At 46.1% G+C, this 18,087-nt stretch carries 14 protein-coding genes; 1 reads left to right on the top strand and 13 read right to left on the bottom strand.

The genetic code is table 11. The annotated features are described in order from the left end of the window. Positions 1 to 17 precede the first annotated feature (17 nt). The 8 genes from AC58QM_RS13070 to AC58QM_RS13105 form a co-directional block, all read right to left on the bottom strand. On the bottom strand, positions 18 to 1,034 hold the full coding sequence (locus tag AC58QM_RS13070; RefSeq protein WP_497284571.1) for a sulfonate ABC transporter substrate-binding protein: 1,017 nt from the start codon (positions 1,032 to 1,034) through the stop codon (positions 18 to 20). Between the two features lie 202 nt (positions 1,035 to 1,236). Continuing rightward, positions 1,237 to 2,361 (bottom strand): Ger(x)C family spore germination protein, encoded by a 1,125-nt coding sequence (locus AC58QM_RS13075; RefSeq protein WP_497284572.1) that lies wholly within the window; start codon positions 2,359 to 2,361, stop codon positions 1,237 to 1,239. Continuing rightward, positions 2,358 to 3,458: a GerAB/ArcD/ProY family transporter gene (locus AC58QM_RS13080; protein WP_497284574.1), complete on the bottom strand. Its 1,101-nt coding sequence runs from the start codon at positions 3,456 to 3,458 to the stop codon at positions 2,358 to 2,360. Before AC58QM_RS13080 ends, AC58QM_RS13075 begins: the two co-directional genes overlap by 4 nt. Further along, positions 3,455 to 4,954 (bottom strand): spore germination protein, encoded by a 1,500-nt coding sequence (locus AC58QM_RS13085; protein ID WP_497284576.1) that lies wholly within the window; start codon positions 4,952 to 4,954, stop codon positions 3,455 to 3,457. The genes AC58QM_RS13080 and AC58QM_RS13085 overlap by 4 nt, the downstream gene beginning before the upstream one ends. 126 nt (positions 4,955 to 5,080) lie before the next feature. Further along, the gene (locus tag AC58QM_RS13090) at positions 5,081 to 6,568 is read right to left on the bottom strand and encodes a protein adenylyltransferase SelO (protein WP_497284578.1); all 1,488 of its coding nucleotides are present in this window, start codon (positions 6,566 to 6,568) and stop codon (positions 5,081 to 5,083) included. Positions 6,569 to 6,673: 105 nt separating this feature from the next. Then, positions 6,674 to 7,147, bottom strand: coding sequence for a DinB family protein (locus AC58QM_RS13095; RefSeq protein ID WP_497284579.1), 474 nt, complete (start codon positions 7,145 to 7,147; stop codon positions 6,674 to 6,676). A 17-nt stretch (positions 7,148 to 7,164) separates the two neighbouring features. Then, positions 7,165 to 8,040 (bottom strand): sugar phosphate isomerase/epimerase family protein, encoded by an 876-nt coding sequence (locus tag AC58QM_RS13100; protein WP_497284581.1) that lies wholly within the window; start codon positions 8,038 to 8,040, stop codon positions 7,165 to 7,167. A 5-nt stretch (positions 8,041 to 8,045) separates the two neighbouring features. Further along, a complete protein-coding gene (locus tag AC58QM_RS13105) occupies positions 8,046 to 9,335 on the bottom strand; it encodes a hypothetical protein (protein ID WP_497284582.1) in 1,290 nt (429 codons plus the stop codon). A gap of 219 nt (positions 9,336 to 9,554) precedes the next feature. On the opposite strand from AC58QM_RS13105, the gene AC58QM_RS13110 reads away from it, so the two are divergent. Next, complete coding sequence (locus AC58QM_RS13110) at positions 9,555 to 10,187, top strand: DUF2306 domain-containing protein (protein ID WP_497284583.1); 633 nt, start codon at positions 9,555 to 9,557, stop codon at positions 10,185 to 10,187. A gap of 42 nt (positions 10,188 to 10,229) precedes the next feature. Here AC58QM_RS13110 and AC58QM_RS13115 read toward each other — a convergent pair whose 3' ends face one another. From AC58QM_RS13115 to AC58QM_RS13135, 5 genes are all read right to left on the bottom strand, one after another. Then, positions 10,230 to 12,275, bottom strand: coding sequence for a Na+/H+ antiporter (locus tag AC58QM_RS13115; protein ID WP_497284584.1), 2,046 nt, complete (start codon positions 12,273 to 12,275; stop codon positions 10,230 to 10,232). A 186-nt stretch (positions 12,276 to 12,461) separates the two neighbouring features. Next, a complete protein-coding gene (locus AC58QM_RS13120; RefSeq protein WP_497284586.1) occupies positions 12,462 to 13,682 on the bottom strand; it encodes an ABC transporter permease in 1,221 nt (406 codons plus the stop codon). Between the two features lie 17 nt (positions 13,683 to 13,699). Next, positions 13,700 to 14,413: an ABC transporter ATP-binding protein gene (locus tag AC58QM_RS13125; RefSeq protein ID WP_497284587.1), complete on the bottom strand. Its 714-nt coding sequence runs from the start codon at positions 14,411 to 14,413 to the stop codon at positions 13,700 to 13,702. A gap of 562 nt (positions 14,414 to 14,975) precedes the next feature. Then, positions 14,976 to 15,206 (bottom strand): hypothetical protein, encoded by a 231-nt coding sequence (locus AC58QM_RS13130; RefSeq protein WP_497284589.1) that lies wholly within the window; start codon positions 15,204 to 15,206, stop codon positions 14,976 to 14,978. A 1,683-nt stretch (positions 15,207 to 16,889) separates the two neighbouring features. Further along, on the bottom strand, positions 16,890 to 18,020 hold the full coding sequence (locus AC58QM_RS13135; RefSeq protein WP_497284591.1) for a glycoside hydrolase family 88 protein: 1,131 nt from the start codon (positions 18,018 to 18,020) through the stop codon (positions 16,890 to 16,892). Positions 18,021 to 18,087: the final 67 nt, after the last annotated feature.

Genomic DNA, 18,087 nt, shown 5'->3' on the forward strand with positions numbered 1-18,087 from the left:
TTATGAGTAGCTCGAACCTATTTCGTAGCTGGCAATACCGCATCCTTGACTTTAATTTCTTTCGGAATCAGGCCAAGTTTGAAAAAGGTATCGGCAATTTTCTGTTGTTCATTAATTAACGCATCATCAATCGGCAGTATGCCGTATGCTCTGCGTTTTGCAGCACGCTCCAGGGAAGGTACATCAATTCCCAACTGCGGGGATAACGTCTCCGCTAGCTCTTTCGGATGATCTTTGGACCATGTATCCACTTTCGCCAATTGATCCAATATCGCTTTGACCGTATCTTTATTATTTTCTGCATAAGTGCGAGTAGCTAAATAAAACTCATGGTTAGCAACGGTGTCTTTGCCGTCAGCCAAAATCTTAGCTTTGGCAGACGTTTCTGCTGCAGCGAAGAACGGATCCCAGATTACCCAAGCATCGACACTGCCTTTCTCAAATGCTGCTCTAGCATCCGCTGGAGGCAGGAAAGCCACTTGAATGTCCTCATATTTCAAACCAGCCTTTTCAAGCTGCTTCACTAACAAATAGTGAACGTTCGAGCCTTTATTCAAGGCAACCTTCTTCCCTTTCAGATCAGCAACAGATTTAATCTCTGATTTTTCTGGGATGAGGATCGCTTCACTTGCAGGACTAGCCGGCTCATGCCCTAGGTAAACGAGCGGTGTACCCGCAGCCTGTGCGAAAATAGGGGGTGCTTCACCGGTATGCCCGACATCGATGCTGCCAACGTTCATGGCTTCTAGCAGCTGGGGACCTCCGGGAAACTCGGTCCATTGAATCGTGATCCCTTTTTCTTTCAACGCTTTATCTAGTTCCCCGTTCGCTTTCAAGAAGTTCACTGTGCCATATTTCTGATAGCCGATGCGAAGTGTCGTGCTTTTACCTTTTCCCTCATCGGCTTTCGCCGTTGACGTTGGTGCCTTTGTGTCCGCTGCGCCGGTTGTCGACTTGGAATCTGCTGCGCAACCACTCAACACCGTCACTAGCACAGTGGATAAAACGAAACTCATGATTAGATTTTTCTTCATGATAAAGCCCCCCTTATATATATTGTATGTGTGTAAAACGCGCATCGAAGGATACAAAAAAGAGACACAGCTCTCCCTAGTGGAAGTTTCGCTTGTGTCTCCGGTGGTCCGGTCGATACGTAATTATTCTGATAAGATTACTTGGTTTTAATTTACCAACAATTGTCTCATCCGTCAATCATTATTTTAAACGAGGCGCGCCTTATTTAATCGCTCCCGCTGATATGATATCAACTTTAGGTGTAATCGCCACTGTGGCCTTTGCGAATGCGGCTGGCCAATTGTCTTGCACTTGCTTCCAGGCTGTATATTCATAGGCTCTGGCATATAACCCGTAGCCGAATGGATCAATCGAATTGACCTGGCACTTTTCGATAAGCACTGTAAACTCTCGCTTAAGTTCCGCCGCGATAATCTCTTCCAATTCTTTCTGTTGGTTCAGGATATCTACGTTAAAGTCACGAGAGGTCAGGTCTACGGCCATCTTTACCCCAATAGCAAATTCAAAACCGTTTTGCTCATTCATTGCGATTTTAACCTTCGTTTTAACCTTCTTTAAATTCACAGTAAGCACATGATCACTTTGATCGTTGATTTGCAGCGTCTCGGGCACAGGGATGGAGAGAGAGACTTCTCCCTTAGCTTGTTTTTGCAAAATCATCATTAAGGCACTTTCTTGCAAACCAATCGAAGTCGCATAGGAGCCGTCTTTATGCAGTAAGCTTATTCCCGTGACACGGATCTTATCGTTATCCAGTTTGACATTTGAAAGCGATGGCGTTGTCCCCTTCTCAATCATTTGCCAAGTCAATTTTTGAAGCGTTGTGGATGTCGTGATAATCCGCTTACTCGCCGTATCCACCAGTTTTCTCATGTGAAGGGATAGTCGTGGCTTATCAGCTGGTTTAAAGCTGAATATCTCCTTTATAGGACCATCCACCATAATGATTCGCGGAGTTACGGTTTGTTTGGGATCGCGAATGAAAACATCGAACAGTTGAAACCAGTCTTTTCTTTCTTGAAGCAGGCGCTTACTAAGCAGAATGGTTTGAATTTTACCACCATTGGTCATGCCAGTCGCAATAGCATCGAATTTTGAGCGGGATTCTCGTATGGAGGTGACTTTTACGCTAATTGATTCTGATTTCTCTTTCGCCTCTTTATAAAAGACAGGACTTTGCTGCAAGATGATTAGATTATTATTTTCATCCAAATCGATACCGAACATCAGCGTCAGCGAGGAATCCTCTAAGGCCATTTGATCATAGCATCCAGGCGAAATCACCAGACATAGGGCAATGAATAGTAGTTTTACTAGACGTTTCATAATGAAGCCCCCTTGCGAAGCTTTCTGATTAGGGCGGTATAGGGCCATAACAAACAAGGAAATGCAAATGCGAATAGGATTCCTGTCATACCTGACCATTCCGTTAATTGCTGCGCTTTATTATAGTTAGGGGAGTAGAAAAATGCAGCAAGCAGGAAACAAAAGAGATAGATTCTTACAGCTGGTCTATGATCCTTTTTACCCCGAATCAGACTTGTGCCCAACGATGCGTAATACAAATTTAGAATCCAAATTCTTGAAAGTACAAATAAATAAGCAACGGTCAATATGACCTCAAAACGCTCAAGAAAGCGTAATTCTATTGATTTTAACAACCGAAGTGGAGGCCAATTATAATTGGTAATGCCATAGGGGGAAAAGTAAAGAAAACAGACGATGACCGCAGTGAAATAGACAAACAACGTCAATGTATTGGCAATGAGAACTCCTTTTATAGCCTTTTCTTTGGGTTTTAAGAAGGGATACAAAATGAAAATGCTCTCGAAGCCCTGAAAAGATAGGGAGGTTGTCTTTACGCCAGCCAACACAGGGTTCCATCCCTCTTTTAGAACCGGCAGCAAATTTAACCAAATACTCTGGCTTAACTCCGCAATAAAAAGCGGAAATAACCATAACAAGCCCCAAAAGGTTAACTGTGCATATCTGCCTAGGACGCGAACATGATTCTTGGCAATCGTATAGATTGGGAGACTAATCGCAGCCGCAAGCAAATAAATAGGCGTCTTCGGTAATAACGTAAGATGGACGATGTGAAGGGAAGCGAATGCGCTTGAACAAAAAGCCAAAAGAAAATAAGCAATGACCCCTAGATTTAACAGCTTTCCTAACCACTTGCCAAAATAGCGGGGCAGCAAGTCATATAGCGTATCATCTGGATGTTGTTTCATAATTTGAATGATAATCACACTGATGAGGACCGTAATGATCCAGCCGATAAAAAGTGAGATCCACCCATCCGTTCCCGAGACCTTAGCCAAGTCCGCAGGCAGTGTAAGTACACCTACCCCCAATTGCGCGCCGTGAACTAGAAAAATGAATTGCATAAGCGTAATATCATTGAATGCATATTTGTTCATTCACGGTCACCACCGGGAGGATTTGAATCTTGCCGTATTGATTCCGTAGGCCTTGCGCTTAAAGGACGCTTATTCAATTTCCAGATAGGAAAGCGTACAATCGCATCTTTCCAATCCGCAAAACGGAGAGGGCTCAGGGGGCTGAAATATGGCGTTCCCAACGATTCTAAGGCAATTAAATGGCCTATGAGCACCATCGTGCCAATACCGACGCCCACAAGACCCAGAAATGAAGCCAGAAGCATCATGGGAAATCGAATTAATCGGACGGTACCAGACATATCGCTATTCGGAATAATGTAAGAGGATAGTCCTGTCAAGGAGACCACGATTACCATGATGTTACTCACGATGCCTGCCTGAACAGTCGCTTGACCGATGACGATAGCCCCAAGTATACCGACAGTCTGCCCTATTGGAGCCGGTAATCGAATACCTGCTTCTTTCAACATTTCCAGTGTGATCTCCATAATTAATGCCTCCATGAGAGGAGAAAAAGGAACACTAGCCCTAGACTCACCGACGGACAGCAGCAATTGCAAGGGAATCACTTCGAAATTAAACGAGATAACGGCAATATATATGGCAGGTAACATAATCGCTATGAAGAAGGCATTAAATCGCAGCAAACGCATGAACGTTGCGACTTGCCATCCCATCGTATAGTCGTCAATATTTTGAAAAAAAGTAACAAAAGAGGCTGGTCCCATCATGACGCCCGGGGAACCATCCAGCACGACAGCAATTCTCCCTTCTAAGATATTGGGAGCTACTACATCAGGTCTCTCCGACGTAAGAAACTGTGGGAAAGGCGAGAATGCGTTGTCCTCGATCAGTTCCTCCAACTCCCCCATACTGATGACGGAGTCGATATTGATTCGCTTGATCCGGTCCTCAAATTCCTGAAGAACTTCGGGGTGTGCAACATCCGCCAGATAGAGCAGGTAAGCCTTCACCATTCCTCTTTGGCCGATGATGATTTCCTTCATTTTCAACTCATCATTCGGAATAAGATTTCGAATTAAAGCGATATTCGTACTCGCTGTTTCATTAAAACCTTGATGGGCGCCTTTAATTGACATTTCCGCTTTGGGGTCTTGAATAGGCCTTTGTGGAAATTTACTCGTATCCAGTACTTCAACTACTGTATGCCCCTCTTGAAATAACACGCTTTTACCATGCATAATAGCCTGTTTGACTACCGGCCAATCCGTAGCTTGACTGATGTTGCCAATCGTCACAAGGTGCCCTATGGTTGTAGGCTCTGTTCCCTCATGCATAAGCGGGTAGAGAATGTTGTTATGTATCATTTCCCGGTCAGATATGGTATCCAAATAGACGAGAATAGCCAGTAATTTGGAGGATTTGATTGGAAACTCGCGAATGATAAGGTCGGGATATTCGGTTAACATCGACTGAAGGATGGACAGTGTGTCTGATAAATTCGGTTGAATTTGCATCTTCTCATGTAATTTAGGATTAGAATTAGAACCCATTGTTATCCCTACTTTTTCCTTCTATTACCTCTTAGCATGCGAAAATGATTTGAATATTATCCCAAATAAAAAAGGAAGCCAACCGCCTCAACAGGCAGTTGACTTCCATATGGATGAACTTGGGTCTTAGGTACCGCAGTATGTTTGATACGCACAGGCCGAAGGCGCAGGCGGCGTTGCATATGCAGCCTGTTCAGGTGCATGTGCGAAGGGGTTTGCCAGCACAGCAAGAAGTTGTTCCATCACATCGTAGTCGCCATGCTCGACAGCTGCTTCGAGCGCCTCTTCTACCCTGTGATTCCTTGGGATGACCGCAGGATTGCTGCTTCGCATCAATTGCTGCGAAGCCTCCTGGCTTTCCTGCTGTCTGCCAAGTCTCGCTTGCCATAGCTCATGCCACGAATCAAATTCAGGCGTGCCCCAGAGGACGGTGTCTTCAAGCTTATTGAAAGTGAAAGCTGCGAATGTATTCGTGTAGTCCGCCTTGTACTTCTCCATTAAGCTGAGCAAGCCTTCAATCAGCTCATGATCATTGGCCTCTTCGCCAAAAATCCCAAGCTTCGCTCTCATACCCGCTTGCCATACTTCGTAATAGGTTGTCGAGAACTCGGAAAGTGCTCCCTCAGCAATTTGAATAGCTTGCTTCTCGTCGGTTTGCAGCAGTGGTAACAGCGTCTCTGCAAATCTTGCAAGATTCCACACGGCAATTCGCGGCTGATTGCCATAAGCGTAGCGGCCATGTGTGTCAATGGAGCTGAAGACGGTGGCTGGGTCATAGGTATCCATAAAGGCGCAAGGACCGTAATCAATGGTTTCTCCGCTAATCGCCATATTATCCGTGTTCATTACGCCGTGGATAAAACCAACTAACTGCCATTTGGCGATCAATTGGGCTTGGCGCTTGATCACTTCCTGTAGGAAGTGGAGATAACGCTTCTCATCCGTGTCGCCCTGCAGGGCGACTTCGGAATAATGCCTTTGTATGGTGTAGTCCGCAATAGCTTGAATATCTTCTAATGCCCCATATTGTGCCGCATACTGAAAAGTACCCACACGAATATGACTAGATGCAATACGTGTCAGTACGGCCCCAGGCAGCTCAGTTTCGCGGTAAATAACATCACCCGTAGTTACAACAGCTAAGCTGCGTGTCGTAGGAATGCCAAGCCCAACCATCGCTTCGCTGATGATATATTCGCGCAGCATCGGTCCAAGGGCTGCGCGGCCATCACCTCGACGGGAATAGGGGGTTCTGCCTGAACCCTTCAGTTGAATATCTACCCGATCGCCAATTGGCGTAATCTGTTCGCCCAGCAGGATCGCACGGCCATCACCTAACATATTAAAATGTCCGAACTGGTGTGCTGCATAAGCTTGCGCCAGAGGCAACGAGCCTTCTGGGATATGGTTGCCTGCAAGTGTTGCGACGCCTTCATCGCTTCGTAAAACTTCAGCGTTTAACCCTAGCGTTGCTGCCAATGGACCGTTAAGCACAGCCAACTTCGGTGCGCGTCCAGGGGTAGGGTTCACTTGTGTAAAGAAGGTTTGTGGAAGCTTAGCATAACTGTTATCGAAGTTCCAACCTGTATCTTGTTTTGCTATATGATCTGTCATCGTATCTCCTCTTCCTTACTTCAACATGGGACTAAATCAATTATACCATAATAGACAAAAAAACCTCTTCATAAGCAAGCTCGAAGAGGTTGTTAATACCAGCGGCTATGGGTTGGTTGCGAAACGCTTTAGCAGCGTAATCGAGTTAAAATGCATCCCTTCATGATACAACGTGAAGTTCAAAAATTCCCCAATTGTATTTAGAAGCAAGCCGCTGCCTGTTGTGAAAGGCTTTTCTACACGTTCGTCTAAGCGATTCTGCAAAGATTGCTGAATCCGCTTGGGCTGCTCCGAAAGCAGCTCAAGTAAAGCCTCGAGCGTTGGTGTTTCCTCGTTCCAATCTGCTGGTTTCGTTCCTTTTGCAAATAACTGTTTAAAATTCTCAGGTAGTCGTACGGGCTCGCCAGCAAAATGAAAAGCAAAATTCTCTTGAACAAGATAAATATGCCCCAAATTCCATCTGATGTTGTTATTAAACCCTGCGGGCACACGATCCAGCGTAGCTTCCGATAATCCATCAACCGCTTTAATCGTAAGATGACGTATAAATTCGAGTTGTTTGAGTGTGATTTGCTCCATACGATAGCCTCACTTTTTTACTCTACTGTAGCACGTTTCCAGCAAGCTTGCGCCACATTTTTTAAAATCAAAGCCTGCTCCCACCGATTGGATAGTTCTGTACCATTTAATCCCTTGATTGCATATGGTGCAGGACCGAGTTCACAAACAAATGGCAGTATGTCGCCAGGCCTAGCCCCCTGCAGCCAATAGCGCATCGCTTGTGTCCACCATTTCTCATAACGCTCCAATATCGCATCGGAGTAGCCCGCATGCACTTGAATTTGCTCTCCGGAAGAAATGCGGCTATGAATGGCAGACGTTCGCTCCAGCACCGTCTCAAATAGCAGCTCCGCCTTGTCTTGTTTCTCTGTCATTTCCCCTGCTAACACGTAGTGGGAGATATCCAATGTAAACCGCAGATTGGGCAGCGCTTGTGCGTATTGCACGGTGCGGATCAAATCTTGCGTGATCTTGCCGCGATGCGTCTCCACATAAAACGGCATCTGATGCGCAGCCGACACAGCACTGAGACCTCCGAGCAGCTCAATAGCTTCCTCCCCGATTACAAAGGAATCGGCCACCTGCCCATTTACATAAAGCATATCCATCTCGTTCGCCTGCTGAATATGAGCCGATAGATCGCTCGGGTTATAGGGGAAGCAATGCGAGCCAAAGCTAAGACCATATTGTTTCAGCAATCCCATCCATTCTTCCCTGACTTCCATCTCCGGCACTCTAGCTAAGATGCCGGAAAAGCCTGCGCTCGCAATGCGCTCGAGTTTCGCCTCCAATGAGAGCTCAACTTTCGTTTCGCCAAGCTCCATCATCGCCCACATGGATTGATGTATTTCGAGACGCGGTGGACGATTAGAGCCATCATTGATTCTGGTCATATCAACTTGTGCCTTCATTCGTGTTAATAGCCTCCTAGGCTTCCCGCCGGTTTGTTTGTAGCAAGATCCCCCTGCGACTCCATATACACCGCACGTTTCTTCACGGTTCTCTCTGCTTCTTCCTGTGCTGCACGCGCGTCTCCGCGGTGAACATCATCAATCATCCAACGCTGACCAAAGCCTGCATGCACCACTTCATCCGCCCAGTCAAAATCTTGAAACGTCGTCATGAGCGGATCCTTCGCCGTATCTCGGCAGAACTCCCACTCCTCGCGCTTACCTGGCGGATACTTCATTGCCGCTTTCTCGATAGCAATTGTCAAATGCGAATACGCCTCGGTCCCTTCGAATAGCTGTGCCGTCATATCATACCACCCCGTCCAATTCGGGAATTGATACACATCGTACCCTTTCACGCGAAGTGCCGCTTCACCGAACCAACTATGTCGGACTTCATCCCACATATGTCTAGCTGTATCGCGATAGAATTGCCACGGTTTACCCTCTGTCGTGAAATGAACGTAAGCCACGCCTTCCGCTGGCGACATTTCGAAATACCTCGCCAGCATCATCGTTAAGAATCTTCCCTCCTCATTGTCCGGGATAGAGAACCCTTGCATTTTCACAACCTGTGTGCTGAAACGACTGTCACGCGTGCTCGTTTGCGGCATGGTAAATGGCTCGACGGTGATTCGAACAGATGGATCCAACGGGATGCGTTCTTCCCATCCCGTAATACCACCTGCCGCTTCAAGCAGTTGTTCCACATACATTCTCCAGCGACTCACTTCTTCCTTCTCTGATCCTGACGCGGACTGCAGCAAATATTGCAGCGCCTCACGTCCCCATGCCATTTGCTCCTCGCGGTCAATGAGCTGGTGCTTCATGATGTGGAGCGTAGGCTCATCAACGAGCGGCTGCGCTTTGCTCTTATAGGCATGAAGAGCAGCGATTTGCGCTGGTTTCACAACTTCAAAAAGTGCCGTCAATAAACACAAAGTCGTAGGCGAATTCAGTACCGTTTGCATAAGCTCGTTCAGAGAAGCATCTGGGCACTTGTCGAACGCTACCGTGCTCATGCGTAGCTGCTTAATCCGATTGCGGAATTGATCGTGGTGCTCCGCATCCTGATAGCTTAAGCGAGCGAGCGCTCCTTTTATTTCATATTCAGGTCTAGCCGCCATATGAGCTGCCTCGATCCGCATTAATTGACGATCTACATAAGCAATGCGTTGTAATGTTTTAGCTGAATCCTCTACGGACATGCCGATACGATCCCAATCTCTGATTCCCATGAATGGATGCAACATCATGTAACCTCCTGCATATTTGCACTATATTGTTTACTCTCAACCTAATCATAGTGCGAAATGCTTTTAGAATACATGCATTGAATCACATCAATATTTGCACTAAAGTACATATCACGACTGCTCATTCCAAAGTTTAGAAAATTTTAATAACAGCGTAAGCGTTGCTTTAGATTTAGGCTTTACACTAGGGAGGAGAGTGTCACGAATCGGGGGTCCCGCATGAATAAAAAGTTGAGTATTCTATCTATCATCCTTATTATTGGGGTCGCTATAGCTGCCATATTCCCCTATGTGACCTTCAATTCAGCGAATAGCCGAATCACCCTTGACGTGGATTTTCCTCTGCACTACACGGTGCTCACGCTTCATATCGCGGTTGCCACGATTGCGCTGATAAGCGGTTTATTTCAATTTCATGCGCGGTTTCGAGCTAGCTACACCGTGTGGCATAAGGCATTAGGGCGTGTTTATGTCATCAGTGTTATGGTCAGTGGGATTTTAGGCCTTGTATTAACCTTTTATGCGGAGAACTTTACGAAAGCGATGGCTTTTCTTACACTAAGTCTGCTGTGGCTATTCACGACTTGGAAAGGATTCCGTTACGCGGTCAAAGGGGAACTCCAACAGCATCGCGCCTGGATGATTCGAAGCTATGCGGTCACCTTAGTTGCAATTACGTCTAGAGTCGTCGTTCCCGTCTGCATTTTGCTCTATCTAGCCATGCACGGATTCAAGCTTCCCGGAGGCGGAAGGGCACAAATGATCACAGACATCCTGAATGTCAACGTCTGGTTCGGTCTTTTGATGAACCTGTTAGTTGTAGAGTGGTATCTCCTACGACCTCGCAAATAACAAAAGGGTTGTTCCATTGGAACAACCCTTTGTCTACTCGGTTTAGCATGGCGCTGCTTCCTCCCCGCCACTGTCCAAAATAAGCATCTCCTCATAATTTATCGCTTGCAGCAATTCATGCACAGTTCCCCTTGAGATTTGCTCCGCTTCTTCTAACTCTTGAACCCCATCTCGTCTAATTTGTACACTTCGCAGTTGGGTAATCCGCAGCTGTTGTAGAAACTCTGCTTCAGAGCACTCGTTATCTTTCTGTTTCTCACGTTTTAGCATGCGCGAATAATGCTGGATGACAAGCAGCGCTTCGAGCTTATGCTTCTTCGATTTTTGCTTACGAATTGCGGTAACGGCTGCCTGCTGCAATTGTGTTTCAATGGTTTCAAGCTCTTCAAACATGTCCGAAACGGATCGGAATCTCTCGGGGACCCCCTCCCTGCGATGCTGCTTAATTTTACGGTTAAGCAGGTTCAATTTGAATCGGACCCAGAGATACTGGAGCCTCGCTAGAAAAAAGGATTCCGATTGCGGTTTATGCAGCAGCATAAACACGGCCTGCAGCTGAGGCGAAATCACACCTTGATCAATGAGCTCACAGAGCCTTGTGGTTTCCGCTTCTCTCCCAATTTGCTGCAGCTCACGAATATAGGAACCAGAGAGCTTGACGGAGCCATACGACTCAATTCGAATTTGTTCCTCCAACTGCTTCGTGACTGCAAGGGTCGCATCGAAGTTCATGGCATCCATTTCGGTTTTGAGAAATTGAATTGTCTGTTTCGCCAAATGAATGCTCGCTTCTTTCATCGTCATTGCTGCTGAATCAGCCTCAGCGACAGTGGAGTTCCCTATGAATGGCATTGCTATAGAGGCAGCTAACATGCTGATCAGTATAACGCTGGCCGAAATAAACAAGATCGTATTGCGCAGGGGAAATGGCGTTCCATCGGACAAATGAAAGGGAATCGAAAGGGCTGTTGCCAAGGTGATCGTACCGTGAACACCACATAAGCTGGCAGCAAGTGCATATCCTTTTCGGTTCGTATTCATGTCGATCTTAGCGCTCGCGTGATTAGCAGGCAGGAAGTCATTATGTAAAAAATACACCCATAAATACCTCGCTGTACCTAGCGCCGCGTATATGACGAGGGCTAAACCAAATGCTTTATAGACCGAAGCCTCACCACTATGGAGCAACCCTGTTATCACTTCCGGAAGTAACAGACCAAGCAAAGCAAATACGAGGCCATTCAGGATAAAACTAAGCATCGACCACGTATTCATCGAGATGATGTGCAGTTTCGTCGTGGTTTGCTGCAACCGATCGCGCTCTAAGCCATGCACGATACCCGCGGCAACGACGGCCAAAATGCCGGAAACATGGAGTTCCTCCGCAGCAAGATAGATCGCAAATGGTGTTATGAGTTGAATCGTAACCAGCGAGTGGACTTCTTCTAAGCCTCTTTTTCTAAGAAAAATCCTAAAATTCACCAATGCAGCTCCGATTACAAGCCCAATCAGACAGCCGCCAAGAGCCACAAGCAGAAATTCTAAAGCAGCTGATTTGGCAGAGAATACACCTGTCATCACGACAACTAACGCAACCTTGAACGAGACGAGACCTGCTGCATCATTGAGCAGTGACTCTCCCTCCAAGATCGCCATTAAACCTTTAGGGAACGTCCGGCCTCGCGTCATGGATTTAACCGCAACCGCATCCGTAGGTGACAAGGCTGCCGCTAAAGCAAAAGCAACGGGAAGTGGCATGGACGGAATCAGATAGTGAATCACATAGCCAATGCCAATGACCGTAAAGACAACAAGCCAGATCGCCATAAGGAGAATTGGCTTGCGGTATTCCAACAGTTCTTTGCGCGATATGACCCTGCCATCTCCAAAAAGGATAGGCGCAATTAAACAAACCATGAATGCCTCGGGTTCAAATTCGAACTCTGTCGGGAGGAAGGGCAGCCAAGATACGATAGCCCCTAGTCCAATTAAATAAAAGGGCAGAGGAATTTGGGGATAGCGCTTCTGAAGTAACGATGCTGTTACGATTACGGCCGCTACAATTAATAAGGGCAATAGAAGTTCCAACGGAGTTCGGCCTCGCTTTCATCACCTTTTAAATGGGAATTATTTGCTAGCATCCGCTTAAACTTATCGTTCTATTCCATTATGCTTTCATACTAAGACATCCTCAGACACCACTTTATATAAAAATAAAAAAGGCTAGCCAACATGCGTTGACTAACCTTAGGATCCTCTATTTGGCTGCGCTGCTCAATACCAGCTAGTAAACACAGATGAAGTTCCGTACGTTAACGGGATTACGGCACCGATCATGACAATTGGCCCCCACCACGTGAACATGGAGATACCCGCGACTAGACTGATAACGATCATCGCTGGCAGCACTAAGATAGGCATAGCCGTCTGAATCGCTTGGTGCTTCATGGTATCTTGGATGGGGAATAGCGACAGGAATGGCGTCGTTAGTTCATCCTTGCAAAACGATTTGCGCCAGAAAACCAACAAGACCACCGCAAGGATCCAAACAAGAATTTTAATCGCGCCAGGCAAAATAAACAACGCTCCGCTGATGACAACGACGAATTGAATCGATTGTCGCCACTGCAGTCCGTTTCGGAAGTAGGACTTTACTAAGAGCTCCGCGATTCCGTTGCCAGCTCCTTTGCCTTTGAGCAACCGCTGTGATCTGCTAAAAAATAGCGGATACCTGCGTGTCGGTTTTCTTTTTCGCTCCATCACACGAATTAACATCAAAGAGACGATACGCATCCGCGCATCTCGCTCTCTGGCGACATCCGCGAAGAAAGCACCTTTTTCACGCAGCCGTATATTGGTTAAAAGCACAAATGTAAGTATCCCTAACCCAATGGCAGCCCAGCTAATGAAAGTCTGATCCTTAATTTCAGTAATTAACACTTGGAATAAAATAAACCCGCATGCAAATGCCACAATACGCAGCAACCATAGTATGAACCTTTGGAATCGAAGGGCAAGCAGTTGGCGAATTAACCCTATATTAAGCTTCACCACATAAGTCAGTAACCAGAAGCACACGACTTGTGTGATCGTATATGAATATACTGGCACTAGTAACGGCAGAAATAGGAGCGTTGCCAGCATCATTGTAATCGCCTGCAGTACCACCGAATACCGATAGCCGAGATGCATGATATGTCGGAACCAGCCTTCATTTTGCCGGAGAAACAATTGATCTCCCTCTTCAACAAAGTACCTCAGTGTACCCATCCATGTGTATATGTAAAAAAGCGTCGCTACCGTATGAATAGAGATTCCGCTTAACCACGTCGGTGGTGTCATATACCACGCATAATAGTGATAACCTGCTACGATCAGCAGAGGAATAACAAAATAAATCGCAATGACCCAATCAACGGCCATACGTATTGCCCGATATTGAAAAAGTAAATCCGAGCGCACTCTTCGCGCAAAAACCTGAAAGCTACTAGTCAAACCGCTGTCGCCTCCTCTCATAATAAGGAATGGAAGCAGTCGAACAACGTCGCATCCGGCATGTCACATTGTTGTTGGATGTCTTGAAGTGTACCATTCGCTACCAATCTGCCGCCTGACAGCAGTACAAATGAACTGCATATCCGCTCCGCTGTATCTAACACGTGCGTACTCATCAAAATGCCTGCGCCGCGCTTCCGTTCCTCTTCCAGCATCCCTAAGAAATCCTTGATCGCCTTTGGATCTAGGCCAATGAAGGGCTCGTCCACGATGTACACATCCGGTTTGTTCAAAAAGCCGAGAATCAGCATAATTTTCTGCTGCATGCCTTTGGAAAATTTCCCAGGCAATTGATGCTTCTCATCCAGCAATCGGAATCGATGCAAGAGATCGTCAGCACGTTCAAGAAACACGGTTCGATCCAGCTCATACACGGAGGCCGCGAATTCCATATGCTCCCACAACGTCAATTCATCATATAGAATCGGGTGTTCGGGAATATACGCGTAACTTTTGGTTTCACCCATGAAGGAGATTTTGCCTTTGAAATCCTTCAGCAAGCCTAGGATGCTCTTGATTGTCGTACTCTTGCCGGCGCCGTTCGGACCTAACAATCCCACGAGTTCACCTTGCTTCACCGTAAAATGAATTCCCTTAATAATATCAGGCACTTCATCGTAACCTGCTTGTTCAATATGTACATCTAATACAGCTAATTGTTCATCTGACATTCCGTGACTTCCCTTCCATCCTGATCGTGCCACTTCTGCACTTTGCCATCATCGTATCATGAAAGTTTGCCCAAAGTATGAAGGATAGATAAAAATAAAAAAACTCTATCACGGTCACCCCGTAAGGAGCGATGACGATAGAGTTTCGTTATAGCTGAAACCTAACATGAATGCTTAGTACCATCTCAACGCGACAGGCAGACATTGGATAAACAAAACAACGTTCTTCAAGCGTTTCATCATCATATTCACCCTTTCAAAAAGACAGAAAACGCCTATCCTGTGGTAGGATAGGCGCCATTGCCTCGAATATTCGTTGCACATCGTCGTGCGGTTAATTTGAGTATACGGGTTGAAATGGGTTGTGTCAAGTATAGTGACATTAAATTTATTTTTTATTATTATTGCTGAATAAATCATTTTAACGTTAGTTAATATGACATTAACCTACTTTTTCACCAACATATCCGCGATCAGATCCGCTTGTCCCAGAATCGAGATCGGATCGTAATGCAAATACGTTTTGAACAGCTGGCAGCTTCTTCCAAATCGGGCTATCCCTTTACTGCTGCAACTCCTGAACACTATAGCTATTTATGATTGCCGCCGCAAAAGTGACTCGGTTGTTGCGGAAAAAGTGATATAACAGCCGAGCTTCCGCAGATTCTTCATCGTAACGCGAGAAGTTAAAAAAATCATCGTCAATCCAACCTTGCTCCCGTAGGTTTTTAATGGATTCCGCAATTTTACTAGGAATGATTGGTTTTAATACGTTAGATGCTTCCGTTGTCATCGTTCCAACTCCACCTCTCACTAGAATCTATCAATCTAGTAAAAGGATGCCCACTTGTATCAACAGTTAAACGTTGCTAACCGCTGATTACTCCACATAGCTGGTCACGGATTTAACTGGCAGTATAACCGCAACGGTACCACGGGTCACGGCAATGTCAGTTGTGGGGGCGGGGTGGGTGCATATAAATTTGAATGGTTTTCTGTGGTATGTACAACAATAGGCTGTTAGAGGTATGCATCAATAATACGTATAACTCTACTCGCCTCATTCTGCACATCGGCTTTGAAACTAGCTAGCTCTTCCTCCCTATACAGCGGCGGCCTCATGACGAAGCTACGAACTTACAGCTCCAGAACAAATAACTGGAAAAAGTACAGCAAATTTTTGCCTTTCCAACTCTAGATAGAATTAAAATGGAAAACCTACAGGTAATTTCGAGCAAATTGATGTTTTCAAATAAATTTACTGGAATTAGCTGTAGGAAATCCAGTTAGTCGCTCCAAAAGCTCCTTTCGAGTGAAATTAGATGTAAGAAATCCAGTTAATCGATATTTGTGGAGGAGCTGAAGTCGGGTGGGCCGGGTAGGGGGGGTGGTGCCATGTAAATTTGAATGGTTTTCTGTGATATCTACAACCGTATGTTGCTACAGGTATGCACCATTAAACGTAGTACTCAATTCGCCTCATTCTGCACATCGGCTTTGAAACTAGCTAGCTCTTCCTCCCTATACAGCGGCGGCCTCATGACGAAGCTACGAACTTACAGCTCCAGAACAAATAACTGGAAAAGTACAGCAAATTTTTGCCTTTCCAGCTCTAGTTAGAGATTAAATGGAAAACCTACAGGTAATTTCGACCAAATTGATGTTTTCATATAAAATCATTGGAATTAGATGTAGGAAATCCAGTTAATCGCTACAAAAGCTCATTTCGAGTGAAATTAGATGTAGGAAATCCAGTTATATGATATTTGTGGGAGGACTGAAGTCAGATGGCGCGCTGGATCAGGGTGGTGGCATGTAAATTCGAATGGTTTTCTGTGTTATCTACAACCGTAAGTTGCTAGAGGTATGCACCCATAAAACGTAGTACTCAATTCGCCTCATTCTGCACATCGGCTCTGAAACTAGCTATCTCTTCCACCCTATACAGCGGCGGCCTCATGACGAAGCTACGAACTTACAGCTCCAGAACAAATAACTGGAAAAAGTACAGCAAATTTTTGCCTTTCCAGCTCTAGATAGAATTTAAATGGAAAACCTACAGCTAATTTCGAGCAAAATGATGTTTTTAGATAAAATCAGTGGAATTAGCTGTAGGAAATCCATTTAATCGCTACAAAAGCTTATTTCGATTGAAATTAGATGTAAGAAATCCAGTTAATCGATATTTGTGGGAGGACTAAAGGTCGGATGGTGAGCTGGTGGCTCCTTTCGAGTGAAATTAGATGCAGGAAATCCAGTTAATCGATATTTGTGGAGGCGCTGAAGTCGGATGGTGGGCTGGGTCGGGCTGGTGGCATATAAATTTAAATTGTTTTCTGTGGTATCTACGATATTTCTGGAGGGTGGTGTTACGATTTTACGAGGAACGGTTTGGTTTACGGGGAATTAAAACAAAAAAGCTGCCCTCAAGCAGCACAATGCTACTCGAGGACAACTCTACTGTCATACATACATTCTACCAGAACAACTCGCCATGCCCGAGCAATCGGGAAAGCCCCTCAACAAAGTAGTAGTCGCCGTAGATGAGCGGAACGTCGATGTTTTTCCCCTCAGGATAGTGGCTTGTACCGTGAGTGACTAGCCCCTCTTCGGTTTCGGAATCCCATGCGCCGTAGTTCGTGTACAACGAGTGAAGAATCCGCTCGCCCGCCTCGCGGTACAGGGATGCTTCTTGGCTGTTCACTTGCTCCGCGATTAGGAGCAAGCCGCAAGCCGCGCACGCGCCTGCTGAAGAATCACGATACGCCGGGATACCGTCCGGCAGACGGAAATCCCAATGCGGCACATGATCTTCCGGCAGATTTGCCAAGAAGAAATGCGCAGCGCGCTTCGCAGCTTGTAGATATTTCTCATCGCCCGTGTACTTATAGCTGAGGCTCATACCGTAAATGGCCCACGCGGTTCCACGCGACCAAGCCGATTCAGGTGCAAAGCCCTGCCCACCGTTCACGGAAAGCTTTTCGCCGGTGGCAGGATCAAAGATCACGATATGATTGACCGATCCATCGGGACGGATAAAGTGATCTACGGCCATGTCCGCATGTCTTACAGCGATTTCTTTGAAGCGCGGATCACCTGTAGTCAGCGACGCCCAATGCAACAAAGGCAAGTTCATCATGCAGTCGATAATAGCCCAACCTGCATTGTCTTCACCCTCGCGCCAAGGATTCCATGCACGAATGTAGTTTCCCTTCACATTGAATCGCGCTGCGAGCAGATTCGCCGCGAGCAAAGCCCTGCGCTTGGAGTCCTCTGCACCCGTTAGCTTGTAATTGGCAACACTCGTCAATGTCCACATGAAGCCGATGTCGTGATCCAGACGATAGTAGTCGGTAACAACTTTATCGAGCTGCTGCTCACAAGACTCCGCCAACTGCTTCAATCCTTCATCTTTCGTATCTCGATATAAAAGCCACAACAATCCAGGCCAGAAGCCCGCTGTCCACCAATATGCCGGCTCCAGCTTATATTCTCCGCCAACACTTGCATGTGGGAAGCCATCACCAATGCGTTTACTTGTTTTGTCTACTTTAGTTACGGTTTGTGCCCATGCTTCTTGGGCCCACCCCTTCTGAATTGTTGCCATCTGTAACACTCCTCGCCAAGTTTGTTGAAACGTTTAACCTATTATACCACCTGGCTTCGCGGAATGC

It is taken from the genome of Paenibacillus sp. J22P165 (assembly GCF_059692015.1).

Bases quoted from the DNA above. Each gene is read 5' to 3' on its own strand.
- AC58QM_RS13070 (WP_497284571.1), bottom strand. From the start codon at position 1,034: ATGAAGAAAAATCTAATCATGAGTTTCGTTTTATCCACTGTGCTAGTG.
- AC58QM_RS13075 (WP_497284572.1), bottom strand. From the start codon at position 2,361: ATGAAACGTCTAGTAAAACTACTATTCATTGCCCTATGTCTGGTGATT.
- AC58QM_RS13080 (WP_497284574.1), bottom strand. From the start codon at position 3,458: ATGAACAAATATGCATTCAATGATATTACGCTTATGCAATTCATTTTT.
- AC58QM_RS13085 (WP_497284576.1), bottom strand. From the start codon at position 4,954: ATGGGTTCTAATTCTAATCCTAAATTACATGAGAAGATGCAAATTCAA.
- AC58QM_RS13090 (WP_497284578.1), bottom strand. From the start codon at position 6,568: ATGACAGATCATATAGCAAAACAAGATACAGGTTGGAACTTCGATAAC.
- AC58QM_RS13095 (WP_497284579.1), bottom strand. From the start codon at position 7,147: ATGGAGCAAATCACACTCAAACAACTCGAATTTATACGTCATCTTACG.
- AC58QM_RS13100 (WP_497284581.1), bottom strand. From the start codon at position 8,040: ATGAAGGCACAAGTTGATATGACCAGAATCAATGATGGCTCTAATCGT.
- AC58QM_RS13105 (WP_497284582.1), bottom strand. From the start codon at position 9,335: ATGATGTTGCATCCATTCATGGGAATCAGAGATTGGGATCGTATCGGC.
- AC58QM_RS13110 (WP_497284583.1), top strand. From the start codon at position 9,555: ATGAATAAAAAGTTGAGTATTCTATCTATCATCCTTATTATTGGGGTC.
- AC58QM_RS13125 (WP_497284587.1), bottom strand. From the start codon at position 14,413: ATGTCAGATGAACAATTAGCTGTATTAGATGTACATATTGAACAAGCA.
- AC58QM_RS13130 (WP_497284589.1), bottom strand. From the start codon at position 15,206: ATGACAACGGAAGCATCTAACGTATTAAAACCAATCATTCCTAGTAAA.
- AC58QM_RS13135 (WP_497284591.1), bottom strand. From the start codon at position 18,020: ATGGCAACAATTCAGAAGGGGTGGGCCCAAGAAGCATGGGCACAAACC.